The following is a 2690-nucleotide window of genomic DNA, read 5'->3' on the forward strand; positions in this document are numbered from 1 at the left end:
GTGCTAATTCAGCCTGATAAGGTTGACATCGATATAATTCATAAGACATTGTTGACGGTGATCGGTTCAGCCGAACGCCCATTTGGATATTGGACAGCCTTAGTTCACAAAGGGTTTCGATTTTAATTCGTTCGGAATAGGTTATACTAGACAAAAGATCAGCTCCTAAAAGATGGGTTTGTGGTAAACACCATTTTAAAGGAAGCTGATCTTTTTTGTCCGAACAGCGTTCGGATTAATTTTACAATCTACTATTATACAGACGGAGAATAGCGTTTGCAAATATTTTGATTTCCTTATCAAAACTATTGCATATTACTTTACTTAATTTTGAATAAATTTATATAATGGGCATATAAATCAAAAAAGGGGTGGATGAATTTGAAAAAAATTAATATCTTATTGGCAGCGGACCGTAATTATGCTGACCCACTATGCATTACCATTAAAACTGCTTTAGAAACCTTAAATTCAGCAACCCGGGCCCATTTCATTGTTTTAACCAACAACCTTGGTGACCAAACCCGGGCACTGTTAGACAAATTGATGCATAATTTTCATACCATTGAGTATTTAAATCTTGACGACGAACGTTTTGATTTTTGCCCAACGAACCAACACATCAATAAAACCGCATATTTTCGAATCATCGCCCCTAAGCTACTAGCTTCACGGCAGATTGATCGACTAATTTACTTAGACGTTGACGTTTTGATTCGAAAGGACCTAACCGAACTTGCCGAAAGTAATTTAAATGGTAATACCGTGGGTGCGGTTATTGATACGGGACAGGCTTTTGCATTGCATCGCCTAGGTGTCGATCCCGTGGTTGCCGCAAGTAATCTATATTTCAATTCCGGAATCATGGTGATCGATGTTGCCCGGTGGAACGCCCATCGAATCACAGAAAAAACTTTGGCATTTATTAGAAATCATGCCGACCGAATTATTTTCCACGACCAAGACGCGCTTAACGCCGTGTTAGCTGGGGAAGTTCAATTTCTTCATCCAAAATGGAATTTACAAAACTCGATTATTTTCAGAAAACATCGGCCAATCAACCAGGGGTACGCTGAACTAATCGACGAAGCCATTAAGGAACCTAGCATTGTTCATTTCACTACTCATGAAAAACCGTGGAAGGACCTCACCGTCCATCCTTATTTAGATGAGTATCACGAAGAACTTGGTGAATTGGAAATGCATCGTGGAGTGATTAACGTTATCTCAGCGGCAAACTCGGCCTTTATTCAACCGCTTGCCACATCTTATATTTCGATTTTAGAAAATGATTCAGAACACCAATACAATTTCTTCTTGTTACCCGATCACCTGACTGATCGCGACATGATGTTATTGGGAAGCATCATTGCCCGGTATGACAACGCGACGATTAAAATTGTAGAAGTTAACGAAGAATTACTAGCTAACGCGGTAGAAAGCGACCGAATCGTCAAAACGGCCTACTACCGCATCCTAGCTCCCGCATTGTTGCCATCCATCAACCGGGCAATCTACCTCGACTGCGACATCATTGCCAACACAAGTTTGCATGAATTATGGCAAACCAACTTAGAGGGCAACGTAATTGCTGCCGTAGAGGATGCTGGATTCCACGACCGGTTGGAAAAAATGGGAATCACTAAGGAAAATGAAAAGTACTTTAATTCGGGAATGATGTTAATTGACCTTGTCCGTTGGCGGGCGAAGTCAATCACCCAAAAAGTGTTAGATTACATCAACCAAAACCCCGAAAAATTACGTTTCCACGATCAGGACGCGTTGAACGCCATCCTTTACAACGATTGGCTACACTTGCATCCCCAATGGAACGCCCAGTCCAACATTGTAATGGAAACCATTTTTCCACCGCGGACCGAATTGTTGGAACCTTACGCAGAAACACGTGAAGATCCTAAGTTAATTCATTTCTGCGGACACGTAAAGCCTTGGCACGAGGATTGTGAAAATCCTTACGCCGAGGTGTACCTGAAGTATCACGAAATGGTTAGCAACCAAGGTGTGAAGGTTCGCGGATAAGCTCAGTCAGGTTGGTTACCAACTTAACCACTAGCTTTTTCAAAACTTATTTTATTGCTAACCATTTAAAGTACCTTAAAAGTGGTAATCCTCCTAATCCGATTATCCACTAAAAAATAGGGGCTAGAGATTAAAAATCTCTGGTCCCTATTTGGTGCGTTAATGTTGAATTTTAAGGGCTCTAAGTCAACAAGTGTTGCTGAAGGCAATTGAAGAAAATCAATTCATTTACGAATTGGTTTTCTTTTTAGTTTTAAATATAAATTCAATATATATACGATCTCTCAAGTGCTGCCAATTTCTATATCCATAAGCCGTGCGTTGAATTTGTTTAATTTTACGAATAGTGCCTTCAATACGACCATTTAATAATGGTGAATATAGAGCATATACGATTGATTTAACGCGTGTTTTAAAAGTATTAAGTAGTGTACGAAGATATGGAGTAGTGGTCTTGGTTCTAAGCAGTTGTAACAATTTTTCTTTATTTTGATGCCGAATGGCATCAGCGATGGATTGAACAGCAAAGTAGACTTCAGAAAAATCTGAATTAGTACTAATACCCCGGAAACAACTTGTTCAGAAGTTAAACGGTAGATTGCAAATTTAATCCGAATTTTTGGACAAATTTTTCAGCATAACCTGATACA

2 protein-coding genes and 1 pseudogene are annotated in these 2690 nt (G+C 39.5%); 1 reads left to right on the forward strand and 2 read right to left on the reverse strand.

What is annotated here, in order from left to right; translation table 11 throughout:
• Positions 1-154: helix-turn-helix domain-containing protein (locus HMPREF0623_RS09605; RefSeq protein WP_143121394.1), on the reverse strand; the 154-nt coding region annotated here is incomplete at its 3' end.
• A gap of 221 nt (positions 155-375) precedes the next feature.
• Here HMPREF0623_RS09605 and HMPREF0623_RS09210 point away from each other — a divergent pair.
• Positions 376-2040, forward strand: coding sequence for a glycosyltransferase family 8 protein (locus HMPREF0623_RS09210; RefSeq protein ID WP_002830757.1), 1665 nt, complete (start codon positions 376-378; stop codon positions 2038-2040).
• A 224-nt stretch (positions 2041-2264) separates the two neighbouring features.
• Here HMPREF0623_RS09210 and HMPREF0623_RS09615 read toward each other — a convergent pair.
• Positions 2265-2601: pseudogene (locus HMPREF0623_RS09615) on the reverse strand (transposase).
• Positions 2602-2690: the final 89 nt, after the last annotated feature.

Source organism: Pediococcus acidilactici DSM 20284 (assembly GCF_000146325.1).
In the GTDB taxonomy this organism is placed as follows: Bacteria; Bacillota; Bacilli; order Lactobacillales; family Lactobacillaceae; genus Pediococcus; species Pediococcus acidilactici.